The sequence below is a fragment of the Pseudomonas sp. PDM01 genome (assembly GCF_014852325.1).
GTDB lineage: Bacteria > Pseudomonadota > Gammaproteobacteria > Pseudomonadales > Pseudomonadaceae > Aquipseudomonas > Aquipseudomonas migulae.
The window spans coordinates 50,174-70,581 of record NZ_JACVBK010000001.1 but is presented as its reverse complement, the minus strand read 5'-3'; the positions used below and the strand labels follow the sequence as shown (position 1 = coordinate 70,581).

The following is a 20,408-nucleotide window of genomic DNA, read 5'->3' as shown; positions in this document are numbered from 1 at the left end:
GGAGACTTTCATGAAACTGCTGGATCTGTTGTTTGAGCGTTCGACTCGTCGTGTTGCCGACACAACCTCACGACGCAAACTGCTGTCGCGCATGGGTTCTCTGATGGTTGCCGGCGCCGCGTTGCCGCTGCTGTTGCCGCTGGATCGCACCAGCAAAGCCCTGGCCGCCGACAACCCGAAAGCCGGTGACCCGGGCGATCCGAACACCTGCGACTACTGGCGCTACTGCTCCATCGATGGCTTTTTGTGCAGCTGCTGCGGAGGATCGGTGACGTCCTGTCCGCCGGGCACGGAAGTGTCGCAAGTGACCTGGATCGGCACCTGCCGCAACCCGGCCGACGGCAAGGATTACATCATTTCGTACAACGACTGCTGCGGTAAGCAGAGCTGTGCGCAGTGCGCCTGCACCCGTAACGACAGTGAAGAACCGGCCTATCGCCCGTTCAACAACAACGATGTGAACTGGTGCCTGGCCGCCAAATCGCACATCTACCACTGCACCGTTTCGATCATTCGTGGCGTCGCGGTTTAACGCCTAATTGTGGTTGGCTATTTGTAGGAGCCGGCTTGCTGCGGGCGGCGTTCCGGCGATGGCGTCTCTGAAAACGCTATCGCCAGCAAGCTGGCTCCTACAGGTCCGTTTTTTACCTGCACAGGTGGAGGTGCTGCTTATGGGTAGGTTGCTCATCCTCGGTCTTGTCTGCGCCATGACCGCCCCGCTCGTTCATGCCAGGGCCATCCCGGACCCGGCGCAACGGCATGCGCCGGGCAATGAAGCACTGCAAAAACCGATTGCCCAGGCCGGTTACAGCGTTGGCGTGAACTACCAACTGCAATGCGCCGGTTGCCACTTGGGCAATGGCATGGGTTCTGCCGCGAATGACACGCCCCGGATGGCAGGGTTTGTCGGCAACTTTCTGAAAGTGCCGGGCGGCCGCGAGTTTCTCGTGCGCGTACCGGGCATGTCGCAGTCCGCGCTGGACAACGCGCAACTGGCCGACCTGCTCAACTGGTTGATCCGTGCCGACGGGATGGCGGGCAAAAGCACGCCGGCCGACTATCAGCCTTACAGCGCCGACGAAGTGGCGGCACTGCGCGCAGAAACCATGCTCAACCTCCCCGGCACCCGCGCCGGCCTGATCCAGCAAATGCGTGCGCAAGGCATCGCAATTGAAGACGGGATGAACAACTGACAACGGCTTGAACCAAAGCCGTCATTGCAAAAACGGGGGCCAGTTCCCCCGCCCTTCCGCTACGCCAACTCTCCTCTGCGATAACAAGACGACCTTGCGGCAAACGCCGTGCAGGCGTCTCTCCGTGGTTTGCCCGGCACCTTGTATCCGAGTGCATTTTTATTTATGGATGTTGTCTGAATCCGTAGCTATAGAATGAATGTGTGCACAGTGGTGCTAAAGTGACAGCACCTGTCTTCGTCTCACCGGATTTACGCATTTGAGGGTGCAAACCTGTCACAAGTATGAGCAGCTTGTCGGTGACGCTGAGGCTCTCAAAATGAGGGCTGTGTTGACCTGAATCTCGTCATCACCGAGCGCAAGGGAAAGCAAATGAGGTCTAAAGATGATATTTGAGCCTAACAGTACCCGTTCCGTTCTCCAGCGAAGAAGCAGTACCAGTATCGTTGTTCAGGCCGGTCTCGATTGCGTTGCGGTAACCGGTGTTGCGTGGTTCTTGATCAATTATCACATCGGCTTCATCTCGCAAGACTACGTCATCATGCTCTTGCTGCTGCTTGGCGCGCTGGCCGTCGTGTACGACCACTATGCCATTTACCGCAGCAATGTCGGGTTCACTGTCAAAGCCTTCAAGCTTCTGAAGGCATGGACCGCGACTTTTGGTTTTCTCGTTGCCATGGCTTTCCTGACCAAAACCAGCGAACGGTATTCGCGGCTATTGGTTGGGGAGTTATTTGTTCTTGGCTATTTCGCCCAGTTGTTTTTGCACCTCGCCTCACGGGAAATGCAGAAGAAATTCCTGGCCCACCCGACGCAACTGGAAAACTCGCTGATCATTGGCTCGGGCGAGTTGGCGAGCTACCTCCACAAGAAAATCAGTAACAACCCCTGGCTCGGTGAACGCATCGTTGGCTGTGTGTTGATTGGCGCGGACGATGACTGGGCAAAGGAAGGCGTGGAAGGCGCACCACGCCTGTCGATACTGGGCAATATCTCTGATCTTGATGAGTTGGTTGTCAAACACGCCATTCGTACCGTCTATTTTGTGACCCCTGTGGGCGGCTCCGAAGTTATCCAGAAGGTTTATTTAAGCCTGTTCGATAAACACGTCAGGGTTAACTGGGTGCCTGACATTTTCGCCTTGAAGTTGATCAACCACAGTGTTCGCGAGATTGCCGGCATTCCCGTGCTGACCTTGTCCGAAACTCCGCTGATGGGGATGCGACTGTTCCTGAAGAATCTCGAAGACAAGGTCGGCGCTTTCCTGATCCTGCTTTTTGCGGCGCCAGTGCTGGCGTTAGTTGCCCTTGCGATCAAGATCGATAGCCCCGGTCCCGTGTTCTTTCGTCAGCAACGCATGGGGTGGAGCGGCGAAGTTTTCAGTATCTGGAAGTTCAGAAGCATGGTGGTCCATCAGCCGTCGGACGGCACCGTCAAGCAGGCACAAAAGAATGATCCACGCGTGACCAGGGTGGGCGCCTTTATTCGCAAAACCAGCCTCGATGAGCTGCCGCAATTGTTCAACGTGTTGATGGGCGAAATGTCGCTGGTGGGGCCTCGCCCGCACGCGATTCAACACGACGTGCAGTACTCGCCCGATGTCTCGGGCTACTTTGCGCGACATAACATTAAACCGGGTATCACCGGGCTGGCGCAGGTACGGGGCCTTCGCGGTGAAACGAAAGATGTAGAACAAATGATTCGCCGGGTTGACTCAGACATCGAGTACATCAACAACTGGTCGCTCTGGCTCGACTTCATCATTCTTTTACGGACGGTATCTGCCTTCTCCGGCAAACAGGCCTATTAATCCGTGGTGAAACTGTAGGAGCAGCACGATGACGGAAACAGGTCCAGCGTGCGCTCGACCTCATCGGGGTCGATAGTAAAACCATTGCCCGCGGGAGTACCGACGACAAAACCAAAGTGTTGATGGTCACGATCGGTCAGGTACTTGAAATAGCAGATGAAACGCTCAGGAGGTTGCAACACCAGCAGCGAACCACCCGGCGGCAATACATTAACCCCATGGATCAATTGACTGCCCTCGACCCCTATCACGGTCCTTGCACCGGCACAGGTCGCGACAATGGTCGCAACATCGCACAGCGCCGGGTCGAGAATGCGAAAACCCCGACGATCACGCAGACGCTCAGCCAACTCCATTTCGTTACGCAACAAGCGTAAATCGCCGCGACCACCTCTCAGGATAAACACGCCTGGATGAGCGCTCGTGTTGACGTGAGACAGCAACTTTTCGCCCATTGCACGGAAGCGCAGATGCTTGTGGCGATTTTGACTTATGTCGTCAAAGATCACGAGTTCACGAAAAAACGCATTACGTAAACGAACCGGCTTCATGCCAAGCCAGTCCTCATAACCGGAGGTGTGAAGGATGCCGTTCCTGGTGGTGGAAACAATGTTGGCGGAGGGAGCCGTGGTCACTGGAACGCCTTCGTTGCAGGCCAGTGAATAGGTCAGGCAATCGTCCGTCAGCCAACTGCCAAACCACTTGTTGCCCCCCGCCGTGCAATACAACGCGCCGCGCTCGATTTCGTTTTCGACGCGAACCCCCGGCAGCCGGCCAACGCCAGGCGTCAACCAGGATTTGGCGCTTCCTTTGTAGAGCGCGCCATCGATCATCCAGACATCTTTGAGCAAATAACCCCGGGTCGGTCCATGTTCAACACGACCGATGCCTTCCATTGTGCGACGAGGATGTTCATGGGGATAAAAAAGTTGCTCTTCCCATCCCGTCACACGTTCAAGTTGATTGGGAAGAAAGAAGGCGGGTTGAGCAAACGCGACTTCACCCGGCGCAATATCCCAGGTTTTCACCGCCATACTTTGCAGCGTTAATGCTGGTTTCCGGGCAAGGCGTGTTTTAAAGAGGTGTTTATAAGCCGCCAGGCTCCACTTCGCCGGGCCGCTACTTGCCAACGCGCTGAATTCCGACATAGACACCCCCGGCGCAATATGATTGCGCAGTATTTACAGCCAACTACTTTTCAATATCTCAAGTGCAGAGAACAGTTTGCAGAATGGGCGGCGACTTCAAATGAGCGTAGCGACTACGCAAGTTATCGAGCAGCGTGGCGTCCGGCGCCCTGGAACAATGGAGATACAGTTTGGATAGTCCCCCAAAGCCCATTTCACGATATCGATTTGCAACTTCTTCATCACTTGGCCCGTCGGGTATTCCAAGATGAAGTGTCAGATGTTTGCCTTCTACAGCAAAAAGCGGTGTCTCCCACAGAAACTGCGCAGCGCCGGTCCTGGGCAGCCGAACAAACACGTAGCCATGGTTTCCCAGCGTATCGACATCGCCGCCGCGCCTTCTTTTCCACTCAAGAAGCCCGTCGTCCGGACGTGCCAGACACGTCCCGATATCGTAGTAATCAAATCCGTTTTCTATTGCCCACTCAAGCGCCATGAACGTGGTGATGGAATTGACTTCACGTAATTTCCTGGCATCTGAAAACACCTCGTCAGGGTAGCCAAAACGCACGGTGCTCCAATAGCGCTTGCCCGCGCGGGTGACGACGCACCCCAGATGGCAGGCAACAACCTGGTCTTCCAACACCACCAGATCGAGGCGTCCGGCTCTTTTAGCCACCCGCTGAACTTCATGTGATGCAATTTGCGAGGCGGCTGCGCCATGACGGGCCCTGGCATAGGGTTGAAGCATTTCCCGATCCGCCGTTTCAATCTCATCATCGTTCAATGCTTGCTTCATGCCGTAGCGCAACCGGTTCTTGCGTAGATTGCGCCGTAACTCGGTGTTGTATCGCGCCGTAATCTCATCAATGGATCTGCGCAGTGGCACGACAGCACTCAGGTATTGCGGCACATACAATGCACCCCAGGTCGGCATGTCACTGACAACGACCGTGCGGTCTGATTTCGACAGGTTATCAACCCCCTGAGTCTCAGCCCCCAAGAGCACCTTCACAAATTCCCGCTGGGATTTTCTGCCCACATAAAGAATGTCGTAGCGGCTGTCTTCCCGCAGTTTGAACCTGGCGATTTCCCAGCGCCAAACACAGGCGCGCGCGGCTATATCACGTAACCAGGAGAGCGCTTTTCTTAGCTCAAATCGCATGGAAGGCGACATTAACTTGTGTATCAGTTTTGATATATATGCGTTCATTTGCTTATTAGCACACATCAAGAAGCGTTCATTTGAGTTTTCAAACCAATAGATCAAACACTCGAAATGAGAGTCGATAGCTCACCACGCTTTTCAAAATATGCGGCAAACCATAACTACCCATATGATGTGCGCTGTTTTTTGAATGTACGTCCAGCTGTCTTTCTTGCGAGAAACTCGCCATTCACTCTCTGTAATCAAGATTTTCTGACGTCATTTATTCGTCTCCAACCTTAACAAAAAAACGCTCCAACTCATCCACCGAGTCGGTAATACAAGGGTGAGTAAAGATGCTGGCGCAGAGTTTTGCAAGATATTTCAGACGTGCTTTTCAGGCAGCCCGAATATTAAAACTGACGTCAAATTCCTGTTACGTCAGAAACTTCGACAGATGAGTGTGCGTAACAAAAACTTGGGGTTACCCACGATATAGCGAGTGAATAAACGCTTGGGCTCACTGAGCAGCCGGAACACCCACTCGCAACCGAGGCGACGCACCCATTGCGGAGCACGCGTCACCTTGCCACCGAGAAAATCCAGGATCGCCCCACCGCATACCACCAGGCATGGCACGCCACTGGCGGCCAGCCTCGCAGCAACGACTTCCTGCTTGGGCATACCCATCCCCAGCACCACCAGTTCCGGCAGTGACTGACGGGCAAGGTTGACGTAATCATCCACCCCTGCAAAACCATGGTGAGCAGAGACGACATTGACCGCAAACACCGCTTCGCAATGCCGCACCGCGTTGGCCAGAAAGGTCTCTTCAGTCCCCCAGAACGCCACGCGCCGGCCCTTGTAGGCGGCCAGTAATTTGGGGATGAAATCGGTGCCGTTCATATTCAGCCCCGGTTCGAGACCGAGTCGGCGATACAGGATGGCCATGCCGGAGCCATCCCGTAACAACACGTCGGCCGCCGACAGCGCGTCGTAATAAGCGGGGTTGGCCGTCACCAGGTTCATGGCATGGGCATTGACGAATCCAAGCACTGTCGTCCCCTCGGACCGGGACAACACATCAATCAATTGTTGTTCGTCGCCAGCATCGCGAACCACCCTGAGTTTGCGCAGGATGGTTTGCCAGTTTTGCTGCCAGGATAAGGGGCTCATCAGGTGTCATCTCGCTTCGAACGCACCCAGTCGACCTGGCGCTTGAGCACAAAACCAATGTACAGCGGGATTTTCTTCAACGCGTAGAACGGCGCATACAACAAGGCTGAAAACGCGATGATCCCGCGACCGAACCGACTCCATGCCAGCAAGACAGTCACGCCCAACAGTGCGAGCCCGAAAGACGCGATCAAGGCTGGCGCCAACGCGCCGCCGAGCAACACCACCAGCCATGAGAGGCTGAAGGCGACCACCAGCAGCAACGTCAGCAAGGCCAGCGGCGGGACCAGTAAATCCGCGGTCATTGCCAGAAGATTCAAGTTGCCTTTGCGGATAGCCTCTAACAGCAACCTTGGCGCATCACTGAGGATGACCCCGAGATGACCATGCTCCCAGCGTGTGCGCTGGATGCTCAGGCCTTCGTCGCTGCGCGGAAAATCACTGCTGACCAACGCACCGGGGCAAAACAGGGGCGGTTTGCCGCTTCGGCAGAAATCCAGGCCCATCTTCAAATCTTCGACGATGTGGCCACTGGCTAATTCGATCAACGCCAGATCCCGCCAGACGAACGCCATTCCCGAGCCCATCAACGAACAAGGCAACCCCAGTCGGGCCCACCCCTGCGCTCGCACCTGATTCTTCACGCACCAGGCGAATTCGGCAATTTGCACTTTCAACCCGGAGCCTGCCGGCGCATGCATCAAGTACAGGGCCTGTGCTGGACGCCCGGAGTCGATGCAGCACAGTGCCAAACGCTCAATCGAGCCTTCACCCACCCGCGAATCGGCATCGACAACAATCATCACGTCCGGTGCATCGCTGGCCAGGTAACGCACCCCGAAGTCCAGTGCATACCCCTTGCCTCGCTGCTGAGCATTGCTGCGCTCCACCACCTCGGCACCCGCGGCGCGGGCCAGCGCGGCCGTGTCGTCAGTACAGTTGTCCGCGACAACCACCAGGCGATCGCCCGCCAGCAGTTGCGGCAGAATGCTGTTCAACGTCGCGACGATCAGCGAGGACTCGTTGTGAGCCGGCACCAGCACCGCCACCCTCGGTCGCGATCCTTGCGCCGGTGCAAGCGATCGCACCGGCAGGCTGGCCAGCAGCACCTGCACGAACAACACCCACACCGGCAGGACGATGAGTATCAGCAGTGCACTGAACAGCCAACCCAGTAACGTGATCATGCGTGCGCCTTGAACAATTCAGCCAGCTTGGCTGCTTCGGTATCGATATCGTGCCGCTCCAGCACCCGCTGATACGCGGCATCGCCCATCCGCTGCAACACCTCGACAGGTTGCGCGAGGCAGTCGGCCAGCGCCACCGCCAACTCATCCACGGCGCCCGCGGGAAACAACCAGCCGTTCTCGCCCTGACGCACCAGTTCGGGAATGCCCGCCACGTAGGTCGTCAGCACGGGCCGGCGCAAGGCCATGGCTTCCATGATGACCACCGGCAAGCCCTCGCCGAAGCTCGGCAACACCAGGGCCCGCGCCGCCAGGATTTGCGCCCGCACCTGATCGCTGCTGATCCAGCCGGTAATGCGCACCTGCGCCTGCAAGCCATGCCGCGTAATCAGGGTTTCGATCTCTGCACGCATTTCCCCGTCGCCGGCCAGTACGATCTCGAACACCACGCCTTGCGCCGCCAGTTTTCGCGCAGCCTCAAGCAACAACAGTTGCCCCTTCTGCTCGCACAAGCGCCCCACGCACACCAACCGCGGCACAGACGGCACAGCGACAGCCGGAACCTCATGAAACGCCCGCTCCAGGCCGCAGTGAACCACCTTGACCTTTTCCCAATGCGCATGCTCCACCCAGCGAAACAACTGGCTGCGCCCATAGGAACTGATCGCTGCGACAAACGCCGCGCGCCGGACTTTCTCGCCCAGATGGATAAATTGTGGTTTGTCGAACTCTTCCGGGCCGTGCACGGTAAAGCTGTACGCAGGCCCGCCGAGCGCATGGGCCAACATCACCACCTCGGTTGAATTGGTGCCGAAATGCGCATGCACATGCCTGGCGCCGAACGCTTGTAACCAGGACAACAACCGGCACGCCTCGAACAAATAGATCACATGGTACGGCCACGGCCGATCGGCACGCAGGCCCATGCGCAACGCCAGCCACAGCGTCGAAAAAAAGCGTCGAGGCTGAACGCGCAGCACTTGCAGCACCGGCCCTGCCAGCGCTTTGACTCCGCCCTGCAACACATAGTGGGTCTGGGCTTGCTCGGACACGTCCTCGGCATCCACCAACTGCGCATCCCAGCCGCGCAGGGCAATGCGCTGCACTTCAAAGCCCTGACGCTCCAATGCCAGAATCTCGCGACGAATGAAGCTATGGCTGACTTTGGGGTATTGATTGATGAAATAAGCGATACGCATAAGCACCAAGCTTGGCTGTCGTTGCGGTGAATGATTACAGCGGGGCATCCCACAGTAGTTCAGTGGCCTGGAACGTCAATCAGCCCCACGCGGGTGGCTATAACTGCCAATCAACACACCGTCTATCTTTCTGAACGTGTCCTCCAGCAACTCGTAACGCCTGCGGTACATGGCGCGTTTTTTCGACGCGATACTCTCAAGCGGTTTGCTCGACGGGGCCATGGGGATTTCAAAGAAGTCTTCCCGCGCTGACGGCGTCGCGCCATGTTCCAGCCAGATCACATCGTAATTGGCCGCCAGGTCCTGGGTTTTTTCAGCACCAAAATAGGCGTGTCGGTGATGACGAAACCCGTCGCTTACTGCGTAGATCCTTTCAACGCCAATCCGGGTCGCGATGTATTTGATGACTTCAATCAGAAAGCTTCGTGGCCGAAGACCTTCGAAACTTTTTGTCAGCTCCCGGTAAATGTCCAGGGAGCGTTCGCTCTCTACCCCTTTGTGAATCCCTTGCACGGCACCGATGAAAATACACAGCTCACCCTCGGTGCAACACAAGGTGAACGCAATCGATGCAATGCGTAAATCACCCTGAAACAGGTTCAACACCAACTCGCCTTCGCGCATAAACCAAATGGGTCGATCCAGCACCAGGGAACAATCGGCAGCGAAGGCCGACAAGTCACTCAACACCAGACTTTCACTTCGACCAAACAGCAATAGCTGCGGACAGCTTTTCGTCACCACCTCATAGTGCGACGCCAACACACTCAGTCGGTCCTGAGGGTTCCAGCTTTTGCTGATGTAGGGCCAATGAACGACCCCCACACAATCCCCGCCCAACTTCGCAAAACCGGCGCTGCCCAAAGCGTTCGACATGCGCCCGGTGAACAGCTTGAGGTCAGCCCAGTTCTTCGCCACTAAAATCATTAATTCGAGCTTGTTTTTCACGGCTCTCAATGAATAACCAGCGTGTAAAGAAAACGCGTTTTTCAGCAGTTGCCAGTTATTCATTTAAGTCTCACTTGTATTCGATCAACGCGGACTTGCGAGCGCCGAACCTGTTCAAAAGAAACTTCAATTGCCCCAGCATCTCGGGAAATTTTCCCAGCACCAGAAAGAATGCCTGCAACCAGTTTTCCCGCGCGGATCCCGAACCCCGACGGGCCAGGCGCACGACCTGCAATGGGTAGACCAGCAACAACAGCAGGCCAGCCCCTCCCAGCACCAGGCTGGCGAGAACAGTTGCCAGCGGAATGCCCAGGCCCCAGAACCAGGCGCGGCGTGACTCACGCAGCCAATGTTGCTCGGGGGCCGCCCCATGCAAATAAGCACCTTCGGCAAAAGCGTAGCCGCCGCGCAGGGTTCGCTTCCACCATTGGCCGAACCGGGTCATGGTCGCATCGTGCAGGGTCATTTCCTCAGGCAGCCGCCAGACCTTCCAGCCCTTGGCACGCAGCCGCACACACAACTCGGGCTCTTCCCCGGCAATCAGATCCGGGCGAAACCCGGAGACTTCGGCGAAGGCGTCAGCGCGCATCAACGCATCGCCCCCGCAGGCCTTGGCCTCGCCTATCGGCGTGTCCCATTCGAGATCACACAACAGGTTGTAAATCGAATGCTGAGGAAAGCGTTCACGGCGCCGCCCACACACCACCGCCACCTCAGGATACGCATCCAGAAAGGCTTGCGCCTTTGACAGCCAGCCGCCGACGACCTCGCAATCACCATCGACGAACTGCACATGACGCAGCGAAGGCAACACGCGTTGCACGCAGGCAAATCCTTCATTGCGCGCGCGTGCAGCGGTAAAGGGGATGCTCATATCCAGCTCGACCACCTCGACGCCAAGCGCCTGCGCCATTGGCACCGAACCATCGGTTGAGCCGGAGTCGACATAAACGACCTGCTGCGCGGCATCAACCAGCGACGCCAGGCAACGCTGCAACCGCTGGCCTTCATTACGACCGATCACAACGACACCCATGCCGGTAGTCATGACGTTCACTCAGCGCCGCCATCGAAACAGGCCTTCGGATAACTCATGAGTATTCCTCTGTTTCTACTGACTTCCTTTTCTTGATGGTCGCGGGCACACCCACGGCCACCGAATCGTCGGGTACGTCGATCAGCACCACGGCGTTGGCCCCGATCACGACATTGTTACCAATGCGGATGTTGCCCAATACCTTGGCCCCGGTGCCGATATCCACATTATTGCCAATCACCGGAGCAATCGGCTCGTTCACATTCTTCAGGCCTACGACGACGCCATTGCGGATCCGGCAATCATCGCCAAACTGCGCATAGCCACTGATCACAATGCCGCCGAAATGATCGATGACGAAGTTGCGCCCGACCACGACTTCACAGGGCAACTCGATGCCCGTCATGATCTGCACCAGTTTGAAGAGCACTTTATAGATAAAGGAGAGCAGTTTGCGTAGCAGTGCCGGGCGCACACCGTAGCGCCAGCGCCCAAAGCGATAAACCAGCATGACCCAGAATCCCTGAGCGCCCCAATCACCACCATAGGCACGCAAGTCCGCCCGTATATTCTCGAACATTGATTGACCTACCGTGTGGGTTGGGTAGCGAGTCGGGTTTCACGCAGCAGCGCCCAAGTGGCACGCGTATGCTGCCAGCACGCTGCGATGGCGGCTCGGCCACGACCTTTGAGCAGCGCCTTGAGCGCCAGAATCAGATCCCCCAGGCAAACCAGGAACATATGCCAGCCCAACCCCAGCAGGCCGTGGTGCTTGCGGAAGTACAACAGCTCGCTTTCGATTTGCATCCTGGGTATTTGCCGACTGACCGCGTTGAGTTCAACCACTGTTTTGGCGCTTTCACCACCGATATGCACCACCGTGGTATGCGGGTAAAAAACCACCTTCCAACCGGCCTGTTTGACGCGTTTGCAGTGGTCAACTTCCTCGTAGTAAAGGAAGTAGCGCGGGTCGAACAAGCCCACCTGGTCGATGACTTCCCGGCGAATCAGGTAATAGCAGCCGGGCACCCAGTCGCATTCACGGACCGAGTCGTGATCCCATTCCATGTCGTCGACCCGCTTCACCACCGGAAAAAAGCGCTCAAGCCCTGCACGGGAAAGGAAGACATTCAACGGCGTGGGGAAATAGCGGCAGGAGGGTTGCAAGTCGCCTTCGCGTCCGACCAGCCGAACGCCAAGCACGCCGCAATCAGGATGAGCCTCCATGTATTCGAGGGTTTTGTTCAGGGTGTCGGCGGCAACAAAAGCGTCGGTATTGAGGAGTAACGCGTACTTGCCCTGCAAGTGTTCAACCAACTGATTGTTGGCACGGCCAAAGCCCACATTTTTGTCATTGGCCAGCAGCAACGCCTCCGGGCAAATGGAGGCCAGACACTCCAGCGAATTGTCGGCAGAGGCATTGTCCACCATCAAGTAGCGCGTCAGATCCGCACTGTTTGACTGGCGCAATGCATCAAACATCGGCTGCAACAGCTTCGCTGTGTTGTAGTTGACGACCAGCACATCAAGGGGCGTATTGATCATTTGGGTGACTCGCCAAAAAAGTACTGCACTCGCATGGCCATCAGCGCCGGCTCCACGCCTGGATCATAGGCACCGTTGCGTTCTCTGATCAGGTCCATCCACGGATAGTCGTTGCAGCGCGTCTCGAATTTTTTCATCAGCTCGTCAACGGTACAAATGACCCTCGCTGGATTGCCCGCGACCACGACACCAGGCGGAACATCTTTCCTGACAACAGCACCTGCGGCGACAATTGAGCCCGGACCTACGGTCACACACGGCATGATGATCGCAGCATGCCCGACAAAGCAGTTGTCACGGATGTCGACAGGTCCGACAGCATCGAGTTTTACGTTGTAGATAGTGGAGAAGAAAACGGCACCATCGTGGCAGAACAGCGTGCAATCCGCTAAAGCGATGTTGTTGCCGAGGCGCACCAGCGAAGGGTCAGCGATATTGCACCCGACATTGATCCACACATTGCTGCCGACGGAATGCAGTGATCCCCAGCGCGCCAGATATCGAGCCCACTCGAACCCGTCAGGATTACAAAACCGTTTAAAGAGCCAGCGTCCCCGCCCCGTTTTGTTGACGTAATAACTTACAGCACGTCTTGCCAGCCCTATCATCCTGTCAGCCTCACAAATCCTGCGATGTTCATCCGTGCCAGAGCCAGGTACACCCCGGTTTTTTTGATTGTAGTATCAGGAATATCTGCCCGCCGGGCCCTCTTGATGATTGAGATGATCTGCCAGCCTCAGGGTAAGCTGTAAAAGCGGCATGGTCGGATTGCTCGCACCGGCTGTAGGAAAGACACTGCTGCCCGCCACGTAAAGATTCTCGGTGCCGAACACTTTGCAGTTCTCGTCGACCACACCGGACTCAGGCGCCGAGGCCATCCGTGTAGTCCCCATATGATGAGCATGGGGCGTCACTTTCAGTGGCACAGAGACGTCATACACGTACTCATGCAGCTTGACGAAGCCCAACCCCGTTTCGGCAAAACACTTCGCCACCTCCAGCCCTATCGATTTGATGGTATGCCTGTCTTCGAGGACCAGCTCCCAGTTGATGTTGACCTTGCGCATCCCCAAGGCATCTCGCGCCTCGAGCAAATTGACGCGGCTGTTAAGGTTGGGAAATTGTTCGATGAGGGTGGTAATCACCCCGTCGCCAGGGCAATTGAAGTTCGTAATGAAATCGATCTTGTGCCCCAATCCGACGTCGCAGACGAGGGTCTCCAGAAAACCCTTGATGGCCGCTGTTCGCCCATAGGCTTTGACCTCCGCCAGCAGCGCAGCAGAAACGTTCCCTTTACCTGACTGAAAGTGCGCGACAAACGCATCGGTGGTGAAATACTGCCGAGGCTCGGTACTCTGCCCCTCCCCCAGAATGAAGGTACCCAGTTCGAGGTTCAGGTGTTCCATGAAACATCTGCCGACAAAACCGTCCTTGCTGACAATCCCGGCGGATGCCAGGGACTCGCTGTTCATCAGCTGCCGGGCATTCTCGATGGCGCCCGTCGCCAGAATGAATTGCTTTGCCTTCACTCGTTCCCGGTGCTTCTCGTAATCGGACACAACGATGGTGGCTATGCGGCCGGTCTTGGCATCGAACTCAAGATCGACACAGTTGCAATTGATGAAGACATCAAGCCCCTCGGTCTCTTGAAGTTCCTTGGCGTATTTTTGTGCAAATCGTGTCGGCGGGCTCAGCAGGAAACGATCCGCGTCAAAGTCGTTGCCATCCATGGACGCATTAATGGCCTTGAACCCGGAATCCGTCGGAAGATCCACAATAGCCATGGCCGCTGGCAGATAACGCTCGATCTCGGAAAACGCGATGGGCCAGCCGGGCAGTTTGACCGGAGGAGCCATTTCGAAGTCTGACTTCTCGAAGGGACGGCAACGCCCCGCCCAGTGGTTGGACGTGCCGCCGAGAAAGCGCAGGCGTGTTTCATGTGCGTAGACATCCAGGCCTGTCGAGGGGCAGTCATAAAGGGTTTGCGAGGGCTGCGAATACTCGTGCCCCCCGCCCTCGATCAGCAACACGTGCCGACCATTCCCGGCCAGGCGCAACGCCAGCGTGATGCCCGCCGGCCCGGCCCCGATGATGCAGAAGTCATAATGATCGCGGAGTTCTTTCTGCGATTGGTAATCTTTGATCATGTTCGCGTTTGCCGAAAATACTGGGCCGGCAACACCCAGCCGTTGACGACGACAAACCCGCTTTTTTCAGAAGAAGGCGAAGCAAGGAGCGAGGGCAGTCCAAATGTCATCCCCCCCAGACTCAATAGAGCGAACGCCTGGAGGAGTTCTCTGCGCCCCATCGCGGAGATATTCAAATCAAGTTCACTCATGCTTCAAGCTCCCCGACATTGAAATTGAAGACTGCAAAAGACTTGAATCAAGTCAAAGCCAATTGGCAAGGCCCAACACTAACTCCCCAAACCCGACGCCTACCAGCACCATTGGCAGTACAGCCAGCTCTCGTTTGAGATTGAACAGCCCCACACGACGGTTCACATAAACAATTAGCACAAGTGTAGGAAACGTATGCAGCGCGACACCCCAAATTGCATATTTCACGCCGCCAACGGCCAGCAGCAGCGGCAGTAACACCCATAACGAGATGGCGCGAATAATGTTATCCATGGCCTGGTACTTCGTGAGCCCCAAGGCAAGCCAGGCTTGATGCGCCACGCCATAGCGCAAGATGAAGAAAGACAGTGAGAGCACGGCCATCATGTTGCCGGCCTCGGCATAACGCTCATCATATAACCAGTGAATGATGAGAGGGCTGATGACCCACAACAGCCCGCAAATAAACAGCAAGGCGATGTCGATAATCAGTCTGAAGCGGTCATACAAAGCGCGCAGCCGTACGGTGTCATTGCTTCTTGCCGCCTCGCTGAAAGCTGGCAACGCCACGGCGCCAACCAGCCTCTGCGCGCCGAGAGTAATAGCCCCCAGAATCAGCACGGCAATGGAATAAACACCCAGTTCGGCGGCCGACATGCTGCCGCCGAACCAGATGCGATCGCCATTCATGGCCAATACGCCCACTGCCGACGACAACAATATCCAGCGCCCGAAGACGACCAGCTCCTGGAGCGCACTGCGATCCCACTGCAGATGGTTATGCGGGCCCTTAAACCAGAAATGCCCCAGAAGCAGGCTGACCAGGGCGGAAACCAGACCCGCCCCCACCAGCGACCAGATAGACCGGGTGAAGTAGCCGATAACCAGCATCACCAGCAGGCCGGAAATCTGGGACGCAAACTCGGCGAGCACGACTTTCTTTTGCTGGAATGCACGAACGGCCACGTCGACCTTTGTCGACTGAAAACCATAGATGAGCGCGGACAAGCCAGTAACGGCCAACACCAGCGGCAACTCCGGTGCGGCATAGGTGGATCCAGGCGACCACAGATTGATGACCTGCGCAAACCAGGCCAGGCCTGCAATCAGAAGCGTCAAGGCAAAAAGGATAAAACCGCGCACGATCTGCACGGTCCAGACGGTATTGAGAAATACCGGATCGTCACCACGCGGGCTCTGGATGATGTTCTGGCGCAAGCCCACATCGGAAAGCAAATGGATAACGACCGAAACGGTGGTAGCGATAATCATGATGCCGAACATCTCCGGCATCAGCAGGCGAGCCATGATCAGGTTGCCGCCCAGGCGCACGGCTTGAGAGGTGACAAGTGCTCCGAGATTCCATGCTCCGGCGAATATCGCTCGCTTGCGCAGGCTCAACGATGGCGATAAATCAACTGAAGGCATAACATCAATCCCGGACTCTGTGGCACGAACGTTACTATAGCCGCAATCAGGCAATCCACTATGCTTCGCTCACCACTCAATAAGTTTAAAAACTCATGCCTGAGCACTTACGCGCGTTAACCGTCATTCTGGTTCTGGCCGGCATCGTTTTTACCCTTTCACGCCGGGCTGCAGCGGACCTTATCCCCTACAGCGACTTCACGCGTCGCCGCAATCTGTGGTTCGTGTTGACGCTCCTGGTCTTCGTCTCGCACAGCTTCTGGGTGTATGCAGCCGTTGCCGCCGTCATCATGACCGTCGCGGGAAAACGCGAGCGCAACCCCATCGCGCTGTTCTTCTTTCTGCTGTTTCTGGTCCCGCCGGCCTCGGCGCAGATTCCAGGCTTGGGCGTGATCAACTACTTTTTCGATCTCAACCATATTCGCCTGCTGTCCTTGTGCGTTTTGCTGCCGGCGTTTTTTGTGCTGCGCCAGCGTGCAGACACGCTGGCATTCGGGCGGACCTGGCCTGACAAACTGTTGGCCGCCAACATCCTGCTGGCGAGCCTGCTATTGCTGCGCGAAACCACGCCCACCGACACCTTGCGCCAAGTGCTCTACATGTTCATCGAAGTTTTTCTGCCGTACTACGTGGCCAGCCGGGCACTGAAAAACCTCAGCGACTTCAAGGACGCACTGTTGGCCTTTGTCCTCGCCTCCATGGTGTTGTCGATTATTGGCCTGTTCGAATTTGCCCGCAGCTGGCTGCTGTACAGCGCGTTGATCGATGCCTTGGGCATGCAATGGGAAATGTCCGGATACCTGAACCGTGGCGGTTCATTGCGCGCCAGCGCCACGACCGGCCAGGCGATTGCGCTGGGCTTCGTGATCAGCACAGCCATCGGCTTTTATATGTATCTGCAGGAAAACGTGCGCAGCAAGTTCCAGCGCCGCCTCGGCGCACTGCTGCTGGCCGGCGGGTTGTTTGCACCGCTGTCGCGCGGCCCGTGGATCGGGGCCGCCGTCATGATCGCAACCTTCATCGCCACCGGCCGCAGCGCTTTCAAACGCCTGATTCTGCTGGCGTTGGTCGGCGTGCTCGCCCTGTCCTTGCTGGCGGTCGTGCCTGGCGGGCAAAAAGTGCTGGACCTGCTACCGTTCTTAGGCACGATCGAAGTAGAGAACATCACGTACCGGCAACGCTTGATCGATAACGCAATGATCGTGATCCAGCGCAACCCCTTGTTCGGCGCTTTCGACTTCCGCAACACGCCGGAAATGCAGTCCATGATTCAGGGCCAGGGCATCATCGATATCGTGAACACCTACATCAACGTGGCGCTGCAGGTCGGGTTGATCGGGCTGACACTGTTCGTGGCTTTTTTCGCCACGGTGCTCTTCGGTCTGCGCAAGGCAATGCGTTCTTTCTCCGACAAGGACGATGAGACGCGCCGACTGGGGCGTGCGCTCTTCGCGACGCTGGCGGGCATATTGGTGACCATCGTTACCGTCAGCAGCATCACGGTAATCCCCGTGGTGTATTGGTCGGTGGCCGGGCTGGGCGTTGCCTATGTCCAGATGGTTCGCAAGCTCAGGCAAACCTCACCTGCAACCGCTGTAAGTGCCCATCCTCAACTTCGGTAATGCCAATGCCCAGCTTGTTTCGCCGCACACCTCTGCTGCTCATCGCGCTCCTGTGCGTTGCCATCTGGCCGTTCAGGAGCTGGGCGTCGGACTGGGTCGCGAGCGTGGATGAGCGCAGCGGCCTGCCGATGCTGACACGCGGTGGCAGCCCCGTCTTGGCATCGACATTCACCTTCTGGGGAAGCAACTGGGAGTGGTTGTATTTTGCGTCCCGGTTCAAGGCAAACGCCCCCCACAGTTACTCCCTGGAAGGCCAGAACAAAGACCTGGACTTCGACTTGACGGCGCAGATTCAAAAGGACGGCGAGCAAAAGCTGACCTGGAACTTTGCCCTCGATGCGCACAGCACGAAGTCGGGTGTAATGGGCGGGGGCATCGTCTTCAAGTTTGACCCGGCACTGTTCGCGGCAGAAATGGGCGAACCGGTGCTGCTCCCCGACAACAGCGGCTGGGCCTGGGGAAACGCACAAGGACGACGCATCGAGATGCGTTTTGAGCCGGCACTGGCGAGTGTCTATTTTGAACCCGGCGACCGATCCGAGGTGCGCGCTTTTTTCTACAAAAGCACGATCAGGCCCGGCCAGCAAAACATCAAAGCCACCTTGAGCGTCTCGGGTGACGTGACACTCGGCCCGACCCTGACCGAGCGCTTTGGCCTGACGGACCCGACACGTTGGCCGAACGACAACATCGACATAAAAACCTCACCGGTCGATCTGTCGTTTCTCAATGCTGGCGAAAAACCTGCGGGCAAGCGCGGTTTCGTCAAAGCGTCCGGCGAGCAGCTGATGTTCGCCGACAACACCCCGGCGCGTTTCTGGGGCACCAACATCACGTCCTACGCGCTGTTCCAAACGTCCGACGATGCAATCAAGCAGCAAGCCAAACGCCTGTCGGCACTCGGTTTCAACCTCGTGCGACTGCACCACCATGACTCACCCTGGGTCAGCCCGAACATTTTTGGCGAGCGCGACCTCACGCATGACACTCAGCAACTCAGCGCGCAGTCGCTGAAAAAAATCGACTGGTGGATCAAGTGCCTGAAAGACGAAGGTATTTATGTCTGGCTCGACATGCACGTCGAGCGAGCCCTTATGCCGAAGGACAACATTTTTGCCTTCGATGAGCTGCCAAAAAATGAGCAGAACAACGCCAGCCTCAAGGGTTACGCGTATGTAAACATCACCATTCAGCAGGCCATGAAACGCTTCACCGAAGCCTACATGACCCACGTAAACCCCTTTACCGGCCTCGCCTACAAAGACGAGCCGGCAATCGCCGCCGTCCTGATCACCAACGAAAACGACGTCACTCAACACTTCGGCAATGCCCTGTTGCGAGACAAGGGAGTTCCCAAGCACTGGAAACTCTACAAAAACCAGGCCGATGTCTTTGCCAGCCAGCACAATCTATCGCAAGGACTGACCTGGCGTTCGTGGGAGCATGGCCCCTCCAAACTGTTCCTTAACGATCTGGAACAGCGTTTCAACGTAGAGATGATTCAGCATCTGCGCGACCTCGGCGTGAAGGTGCCCATTGCCACCACCAGCAGTTGGGGAGGTGACGGCCTGAGCTCATTGCCGGCCTTGACCAGCGGTGATGTCATCGACGTTCACAGCTACGGCGGCGCGGGCCAGCTGGAGAAAAACCCGCTCACCTCCGACGGCATCATCGACTGGATCGCCGCCGGCCAGGTGACAGGCAAACCCCTGACCGTCACCGAGTGGAACAACGAACCATTCCCGACACCCGACCGCCACTCGTTGCCACTCTATGTCGCCGGCACCGCCAGCCACCAAGGCTGGGACGCGCTGATGCAATATGCCTACAGCCAGCAATCATTCGACGGCGACTGGGTAACGGCCGATAACTGGCACGCCTACAACGACCCCGCCATGCTGGCCACCCTGCCCGCCGCCGCCTTGCTCTATCGTCGCGGTGACGTCAGCGAAGCCAACACGACGTACGTCTTCGCACCGACGCCCGACACCCTGTTCAACAAACCCGTGTCACCGGCCAATTCTGCACTGCTGCGCACGGCGATGGAGATAGGCAAGCTGCAAATCGCCATGCCACAAACGCCGGAACTGGCCTGGTTGCAGCCGGGCATTATCCCGAGCACTGCCAAGGTGTTTCATGACCCTGACCAGTCGTTGCTGGACGCCAATGCCAGCGAGTCCACGACGGATACGGGCGAGCTCAAGCGCAACTGGAAACAAGGCATCTACACCATCGATACACCCCGTACCCAGGCTGTCACCGGCTGGATCGGCGGCGAATCGATCAGCCTGGGCAACATCAAGGTGCAAGTGAAAACGGCGAATGCCAGTGTGGTGGTGCAGAGCCTGGACAACGCACCCGTCGCACAATCGAAGGATTTGCTGATTTCATTGGGCACCCGCGCCATCCCCAAGGAAGACGACAAAACACCGTTTTATGTGGAGCCTCTGGAGGGCACGCTGAGCCTCCAGGCACCGCCTGGCCTGACGCTCTTTACTAACGGCACGCTCGCACAAATGAAGAAACTGCCCGCAACCTATGTTGATGGACGCTATACGATCAAGTTCGACGACCTGCAGGCGTCCAATTGGTTGTTTTTGAGAAAAAACGCCACTCGCTGACGCTGCAATCCGCTTGCACAGGAACAGTTT

18 protein-coding genes are annotated in these 20,408 nt (G+C 57.0%); 5 read left to right on the top strand and 13 right to left on the bottom strand.

Going from position 1 to position 20,408, the window contains the following annotated elements:
• Window positions 1-10: 10 nt before the first annotated feature.
• From IB246_RS00355 to IB246_RS00345, 3 genes are all read left to right on the top strand, one after another.
• Window positions 11-532, top strand: a complete 522-nt coding sequence (locus tag IB246_RS00355; RefSeq protein ID WP_008033908.1) for a methylamine dehydrogenase light chain — start codon at window positions 11-13, stop codon at window positions 530-532.
• Between the two features lie 139 nt (window positions 533-671).
• A complete protein-coding gene (locus IB246_RS00350) occupies window positions 672-1,193 on the top strand; it encodes a hypothetical protein (RefSeq protein WP_008041092.1) in 522 nt (173 codons plus the stop codon).
• A 385-nt stretch (window positions 1,194-1,578) separates the two neighbouring features.
• Window positions 1,579-3,003 carry an undecaprenyl-phosphate glucose phosphotransferase gene (locus IB246_RS00345; protein ID WP_008041091.1) on the top strand — a complete coding sequence of 475 codons (1,425 nt, stop codon included), beginning with the start codon at window positions 1,579-1,581 and terminating at the stop codon, window positions 3,001-3,003.
• Here the strand turns inward: IB246_RS00345 and IB246_RS00340 are convergent.
• The 13 genes from IB246_RS00340 to IB246_RS00280 form a co-directional block, all read right to left on the bottom strand.
• Window positions 3,000-4,151: a glycosyltransferase 61 family protein gene (locus IB246_RS00340; protein WP_008041090.1), complete on the bottom strand. Its 1,152-nt coding sequence runs from the start codon at window positions 4,149-4,151 to the stop codon at window positions 3,000-3,002. The genes IB246_RS00345 and IB246_RS00340 overlap by 4 nt on opposite strands.
• 58 nt (window positions 4,152-4,209) lie before the next feature.
• Entirely contained in the window at window positions 4,210-5,295 is a 1,086-nt protein-coding gene (locus IB246_RS00335) for a hypothetical protein (protein WP_008041089.1), read from the bottom strand.
• Window positions 5,296-5,718: 423 nt separating this feature from the next.
• Window positions 5,719-6,453 carry a WecB/TagA/CpsF family glycosyltransferase gene (locus tag IB246_RS00330; protein ID WP_008041088.1) on the bottom strand — a complete coding sequence of 245 codons (735 nt, stop codon included), beginning with the start codon at window positions 6,451-6,453 and terminating at the stop codon, window positions 5,719-5,721.
• On the bottom strand, window positions 6,453-7,640 hold the full coding sequence (locus IB246_RS00325) for a glycosyltransferase family 2 protein (RefSeq protein ID WP_008041086.1): 1,188 nt from the start codon (window positions 7,638-7,640) through the stop codon (window positions 6,453-6,455). Before IB246_RS00325 ends, IB246_RS00330 begins: the two co-directional genes overlap by 1 nt.
• Window positions 7,637-8,839 (bottom strand): glycosyltransferase, encoded by a 1,203-nt coding sequence (locus tag IB246_RS00320; protein ID WP_008041084.1) that lies wholly within the window; start codon window positions 8,837-8,839, stop codon window positions 7,637-7,639. The genes IB246_RS00325 and IB246_RS00320 overlap by 4 nt, the downstream gene beginning before the upstream one ends.
• Before the next feature lie 75 nt (window positions 8,840-8,914).
• Complete coding sequence (locus tag IB246_RS00315; protein WP_008041080.1) at window positions 8,915-9,850, bottom strand: DUF535 family protein; 936 nt, start codon at window positions 9,848-9,850, stop codon at window positions 8,915-8,917.
• A 7-nt stretch (window positions 9,851-9,857) separates the two neighbouring features.
• Window positions 9,858-10,835, bottom strand: coding sequence for a glycosyltransferase family 2 protein (locus IB246_RS00310; RefSeq protein ID WP_008041079.1), 978 nt, complete (start codon window positions 10,833-10,835; stop codon window positions 9,858-9,860).
• A 43-nt stretch (window positions 10,836-10,878) separates the two neighbouring features.
• Window positions 10,879-11,403 carry a serine O-acetyltransferase gene (locus tag IB246_RS00305; protein ID WP_008041078.1) on the bottom strand — a complete coding sequence of 175 codons (525 nt, stop codon included), beginning with the start codon at window positions 11,401-11,403 and terminating at the stop codon, window positions 10,879-10,881.
• A gap of 8 nt (window positions 11,404-11,411) precedes the next feature.
• Window positions 11,412-12,368 carry a glycosyltransferase family 2 protein gene (locus IB246_RS00300; RefSeq protein WP_008041076.1) on the bottom strand — a complete coding sequence of 319 codons (957 nt, stop codon included), beginning with the start codon at window positions 12,366-12,368 and terminating at the stop codon, window positions 11,412-11,414.
• The gene (locus IB246_RS00295) at window positions 12,365-12,976 is read right to left on the bottom strand and encodes an acyltransferase (RefSeq protein WP_008041075.1); all 612 of its coding nucleotides are present in this window, start codon (window positions 12,974-12,976) and stop codon (window positions 12,365-12,367) included. The genes IB246_RS00300 and IB246_RS00295 overlap by 4 nt, the downstream gene beginning before the upstream one ends.
• Before the next feature lie 75 nt (window positions 12,977-13,051).
• The gene (locus IB246_RS00290; RefSeq protein ID WP_008041074.1) at window positions 13,052-14,515 is read right to left on the bottom strand and encodes a GMC oxidoreductase; all 1,464 of its coding nucleotides are present in this window, start codon (window positions 14,513-14,515) and stop codon (window positions 13,052-13,054) included.
• Window positions 14,512-14,706, bottom strand: a complete 195-nt coding sequence (locus IB246_RS00285) for a hypothetical protein (RefSeq protein ID WP_008041073.1) — start codon at window positions 14,704-14,706, stop codon at window positions 14,512-14,514. Before IB246_RS00285 ends, IB246_RS00290 begins: the two co-directional genes overlap by 4 nt.
• A gap of 52 nt (window positions 14,707-14,758) precedes the next feature.
• Complete coding sequence (locus IB246_RS00280; protein WP_008041072.1) at window positions 14,759-16,135, bottom strand: oligosaccharide flippase family protein; 1,377 nt, start codon at window positions 16,133-16,135, stop codon at window positions 14,759-14,761.
• A 95-nt stretch (window positions 16,136-16,230) separates the two neighbouring features.
• Between IB246_RS00280 and IB246_RS00275 the strand changes: the two genes are divergently transcribed.
• Window positions 16,231-17,757: an O-antigen ligase family protein gene (locus tag IB246_RS00275; protein WP_008041071.1), complete on the top strand. Its 1,527-nt coding sequence runs from the start codon at window positions 16,231-16,233 to the stop codon at window positions 17,755-17,757.
• A gap of 5 nt (window positions 17,758-17,762) precedes the next feature.
• Window positions 17,763-20,378, top strand: a complete 2,616-nt coding sequence (locus IB246_RS00270) for a cellulase family glycosylhydrolase (protein WP_032832596.1) — start codon at window positions 17,763-17,765, stop codon at window positions 20,376-20,378.
• Window positions 20,379-20,408 lie beyond the last annotated feature (30 nt).